Source organism: Kitasatospora sp. NPDC093558, assembly GCF_040683475.1.
Classification (GTDB): Bacteria; Actinomycetota; Actinomycetes; order Streptomycetales; family Streptomycetaceae; genus Kitasatospora.
This window is the reverse complement of the sequence record NZ_JBFBDY010000035.1, coordinates 23,553-28,374: the sequence shown is the minus strand read 5'-3', so window position 1 is coordinate 28,374 and position 4,822 is coordinate 23,553. Positions and strand designations below refer to the sequence as shown.

General features: G+C 71.6%; 3 protein-coding genes and 1 pseudogene. All 4 read left to right on the top strand.

All coding sequences use genetic code 11. The annotated features are described in order from the left end of the window. A pseudogene (locus tag AB0O00_RS06615) lies at positions 1–193 on the top strand (hypothetical protein); the annotation flags it as partial. 2 nt (positions 194–195) lie between these two features. Then, positions 196–1,224 carry an adenosyl-hopene transferase HpnH gene (gene hpnH / locus AB0O00_RS06610; RefSeq protein ID WP_363648999.1) on the top strand — a complete coding sequence of 343 codons (1,029 nt, stop codon included), beginning with the start codon at positions 196–198 and terminating at the stop codon, positions 1,222–1,224. Positions 1,225–1,343: 119 nt separating this feature from the next. Next, positions 1,344–3,254, top strand: a complete 1,911-nt coding sequence (gene dxs / locus AB0O00_RS06605; RefSeq protein WP_363648998.1) for a 1-deoxy-D-xylulose-5-phosphate synthase — start codon at positions 1,344–1,346, stop codon at positions 3,252–3,254. Next, the gene (locus AB0O00_RS06600; protein ID WP_363648997.1) at positions 3,244–4,650 is read left to right on the top strand and encodes an aspartate aminotransferase family protein; all 1,407 of its coding nucleotides are present in this window, start codon (positions 3,244–3,246) and stop codon (positions 4,648–4,650) included. Before dxs ends, AB0O00_RS06600 begins: the two co-directional genes overlap by 11 nt. Positions 4,651–4,822: the final 172 nt, after the last annotated feature.

The following is a 4,822-nucleotide window of genomic DNA, read 5'->3' as shown; positions in this document are numbered from 1 at the left end:
CGTCCTGCGGGTGGTCGTGGACACCCCCGAGCGGGAGCTGTTGCGGCCCGGAACGCTCCCCGCGGGAGTGCGCGCCTGGCGGACCCTGCGCGCGACCGTCCCCGCCCTCGTCGACTGGTACCGGCAGGAACTGCCCGACCGCAGAGAACCGCACCACCCCACATCCTCGACGCTCCCCCAGGAGGCGAGCTAGCCATGGCCATGCCGTTGCGCCAGACCGTGCGGGTCGGCACCTACCTCATGCAGCAGAAGCTGCTCAAGCGGCGGGACAAGTTCCCGCTGATCGTCGAGCTGGAGCCGCTGTTCGCGTGCAACCTCGCGTGCGAGGGCTGCGGCAAGATCCAGCACCCGGCGGGCGTGCTGAAGCAGCGGATGCCGGTCGCGCAGGCGGTCGGCGCGGTGCTGGAGTCGGGGGCGCCGATGGTCTCGATCGCCGGCGGCGAGCCGCTGATGCACCCGCAGATCGACGAGATCGTCCGGCAGCTGGTGGAGCGCCGCAAGTACGTCTTCCTGTGCACCAACGCGCTGCTGCTGCGCAAGAAGATCGACAAGTTCCGGCCCTCGCCGTACTTCACCTTCGCCGTGCACATCGACGGCATGCGCGAGCGGCACGACGAGTCGGTGGCCAAGGAGGGCACCTTCGACGAGGCGGTGGCCGCGATCAAGGAGGCCAAGCGGCGCGGCTTCCGGGTCACCACCAACAGCACCTTCTTCAACACCGACACCCCGCAGACCGTCATCGAGGTGCTGGACTTCCTCAACGACGAGCTCAAGGTCGACGAGATGATGATCTCCCCGGCCTACGCCTACGAGAAGGCCCCCGACCAGGAGCACTTCCTCGGCGTCACCCAGACCCGCGAGCTGTTCCGCAAGGCCTTCGCCGACGGCAACCGCTCGCGCTGGCGGCTCAACCACAGTCCGCTCTTCCTCGACTTCCTGGAGGGCAAGAAGGACTTCGAGTGCACGCCGTGGGGCATCCCCAACTACTCGCTCTTCGGCTGGCAGCGGCCCTGCTACCTGATGGCCGACGGCTACGTGCCCACCTACCGCGAGCTCGTCGAGAAGACCGACTGGAGCAAGTACGGCCGCGGCAAGGACCCGCGCTGCGAGAACTGCATGGCCCACTGCGGCTACGAGCCGACGGCGGTGCTCGCCACCATGGGCTCGCTCAAGGAGTCACTGCGCGCGATCACCGAGACCGTCAGCGCCAACCGCGGCCGCTGACCGGGCCCGCTTCGGCAGGGCCGACCGCTTCACCCGACCGGCTCGGGCGCTGTGCCCGGGCCGGTCCCGCCCCTCGGGGGCGAAGGCACCACCGCACCATCGAGTCGTGAGGTGTACCCATGTCACTGCTCTCCAGCGTCACGTCGCCGGCCGACCTGCGCAAGCTCCCCGCGGCCGAACTGCCGCTGCTCGCCGACGAGATCCGCGACTTCCTGATCGACGCCGTCACCCGGACCGGCGGGCACCTCGGCCCGAACCTCGGCGTGGTGGAGCTGACCATCGCCCTGCACCGGGTCTTCGACTCCCCGTACGACCGGATCGTCTTCGACACCGGACACCAGAGCTACGTCCACAAACTCCTCACCGGGCGCCAGGACTTCACCCGGCTGCGGATGAAGGGCGGCCTGTCCGGCTACCCGTCGCGCACCGAGTCCGAGCACGACCTCGTCGAGAACTCGCACGCCTCCACCGCCCTCTCCTACGCCGACGGCCTCGCCAAGGCCGCCCAGCTGCTCGGCCAGCACGACCGGCACACCGTCGCCGTCATCGGCGACGGCGCGCTCACCGGCGGGCTCGCGTGGGAGGCGCTCAACAACATCGCCGACGCCAAGGACCGGCCGCTCGTCATCGTCGTCAACGACAACGAACGCTCCTACGCGAAGACCATCGGCGGCCTCGCCCACCACCTCGCCACCCTGCGCACCACCCAGGGCTACGAACGCTTCCTCGCCCTCGGCAAGGAGGCGCTGCAGCGCACCCCGCTGGTCGGCCAGCCGATCTTCGACGCGCTGCACGGCGCCAAGAAGGGCTTCAAGGACGCCTTCGCCCCGCAGGGCATGTTCGAGGACCTCGGCCTCAAGTACCTCGGCCCGATCGACGGCCACGACCTCGGCGCCGTCGAGCAGGCGCTGCGCCAGGCCCGCGGCTTCGGCGGGCCGGTCATCGTGCACTGCCTGACCGTCAAGGGGCGCGGCTACCGGCCCGCCGAGCAGGACGAGGCCGACCGCTTCCACGCCGTCAACCCGATCGACCCCTACACCTGCCTGCCCATCTCGCCCAGCGCCGGGGTCTCGTGGACCTCGGTGTTCGGCGACGAGATGGCCGCGCTCGGCGCCGAGCGGCCCGACGTCGTCGCGATCACCGCCGCGATGCTCCAGCCGGTCGGGCTGGAACGGTTCGCCAAGGCCCACCCCGAACGCACCTTCGACGTCGGCATCGCCGAGCAGCACGCCGTGACCAGCGCGGCCGGGCTCGCCACCGGCGGCCTGCACCCCGTCGTCGCCGTCTACGCGACCTTCCTCAACCGCGCCTTCGACCAGGTGCTGATGGACGTCGCCCTGCACCGGCTCGGCGTCACCTTCGTCCTCGACCGCTCCGGGGTGACCGGGCCCGACGGCGCCTCGCACAACGGCATGTGGGACATGTCGATCCTCCAGGTCGTGCCCGGCCTGCGGCTCGCCGCCCCGCGCGACGCCGACCAGCTGCGCGCCCAGCTGCGCGAGGCCGTCGACGTCGCCGACGCCCCCACCGTCGTGCGCTTCCCCAAGGCGACCATCGGGCCCGCTGTCCCGGCCGTCGAACGGATCGGCGGCGTGGACGTCCTGCTGCGCACGGGCGACCTGCCCGAGATCCTCCTGGTCGCCGTCGGCACCACCGCGCCCGCCTGCCTGGACGCCGCCCGGCTGCTGATCGCCGAAGGCTTCGCCGCGACCGTCGTCGACCCGCGCTGGGTCAAGCCCGTCGACCCGGCGCTGCCCGCACTCGCCGCCGCCCACCGGCTGGTGGTCACCGTCGAGGACAACGGGCGCACCGGCGGCGTCGGCGCCGCCGTCGCCCAGGCGCTGCGCGACGCCGACGTCGACGTCCCGGTGCGGGTGCTCGGCCTGCCCCAGGAGTTCCTCGGCCACGCCGCCCGCGGCGAGATCCTGGAGGAGGCCGGGCTGACCGGCACCGGGGTCGCGGCCCAGACCGCCGTCTTCGCCAAGAACCTGCTACCGACCCGAGGAGCGAAACCGCGCCATGCCGGCTGACCCCGCCCCGACCGACGGCCGCTTCGACCTCGCCGCGCTCCTCGCCGAGCGCGGCGGCGAGCGGTACGAGCTGCACGGCCGCTACCTCAACCCGCAGCTGCCGCGGATGCTCCACACCATCGGCTTCGACAAGTACTACGAGCGCGCGCAGGGCCCGTACTTCTACGACGCCGAGGGCAACGAGTACCTCGACATGCTGGCCGGCTTCGGCATCTTCGCCCTCGGCCGCCACCACCCCGTCGTGCGCTCGGCGATCCAGCAGGTCATGGACCTCGACCTGCCCGACCTCGTCCGCTTCGACTGCTCGCCGCTGCCCGGACTGCTCGCCGAGCGGCTGCTCTCGTACGCGCCCGGGCTGGACCGGGTGTTCTTCGGCAACAGCGGGACCGAGGCGGTCGAGACCGCGCTCAAGTTCGCCCGCTACGCCACCGGCCGCAAGCGGATCCTCTACGCCGACCACGCCTTCCACGGGCTGACCGCCGGTTCGCTCTCCGTCAACGGCGAGAGCGGCTTCCGCAAGGGCTTCGAGCCGCTGCTGCCCGACACCGCCATCCCGCTCGGCGACCTCGGCGCGCTGGCCAAGGAGCTCAAGCGCGGCGACGTCGCGGCGCTGATCGTCGAGCCGATCCAGGGCAAGGGCGTCCTGGCGCCGCCGCCCGGCTGGCTGCGCGCGGCCCAGGACCTGCTGCACGAGCACAAGGCGCTGCTGATCTGCGACGAGGTGCAGACCGGGATCGGCCGCACCGGCGAGTTCTTCGCCTACCAGTACGAGGAGGGCGTGCTGCCCGACCTGGTGTGCGCGGCCAAGGCGCTCTCCGGCGGTTACGTGCCCGTCGGGGCGACGCTCGGCAAGGGCTGGATCTTCGAGAAGGTGTACTCCTCGATGGACCGGGTGCTCGTGCACTCGGCCAGCTTCGGCTCCAACGCCCAGGCGATGGCGGCCGCGCTCGCGACCCTGGAGGTCATGCGCGACGAGAAGGTGGTCGAGAACGCCCGCGTGGTGGGCGACCACTTCCGCGAGCGGCTCGCCGCGCTCGTCGAAACGTACGAGCTGCTGGCCGAGGTGCGCGGCAAGGGGCTGATGATCGGCATCGAGTTCGGCCGGCCCAAGTCGCTCAAGCTGCGCACCGGGTGGACCGCGCTCCAGGCGGCCCGCAAGGGGCTGTTCGCCCAGATGGTGGTCGTGCCGCTGCTCCAGCGCCACCGGATCCTGACCCAGGTGTCCGGGGACCACCTGGAGGTGATCAAGCTGATCCCGCCGCTGATCATCACCGAGCGGGACGTGGACCGCTTCGTCACGGCCTTCACCGACGTCATGGACGACGCCCACCGGGGGAGCGGGCTGATGTGGGACTTCGGGCGGACGCTGGTGAAGCAGGCGGTCGGCAACCGCTGAGGGGTGCTGTGCGTGGGGTGCCGGGCCTGTGGCGCCGGGCCTGTGGAGCGGGAAGTCGGACGGGCCGACTTCCCACTCCGAGGGGCGGACCCCGTCAGAACTCCGGGCCGCGGGGCCCCCAGTCAACCACCAGATCGAACGGCGCGGACAGCGGTGGACCGCCCCACACCCC

Coding starts and splice junctions, on each gene's coding strand:
- hpnH (WP_363648999.1), top strand. CDS start 196: ATGGCCATGCCGTTGCGCCAGACCGTGCGGGTCGGCACCTACCTCATG.
- dxs (WP_363648998.1), top strand. CDS start 1,344: ATGTCACTGCTCTCCAGCGTCACGTCGCCGGCCGACCTGCGCAAGCTC.
- AB0O00_RS06600 (WP_363648997.1), top strand. CDS start 3,244: ATGCCGGCTGACCCCGCCCCGACCGACGGCCGCTTCGACCTCGCCGCG.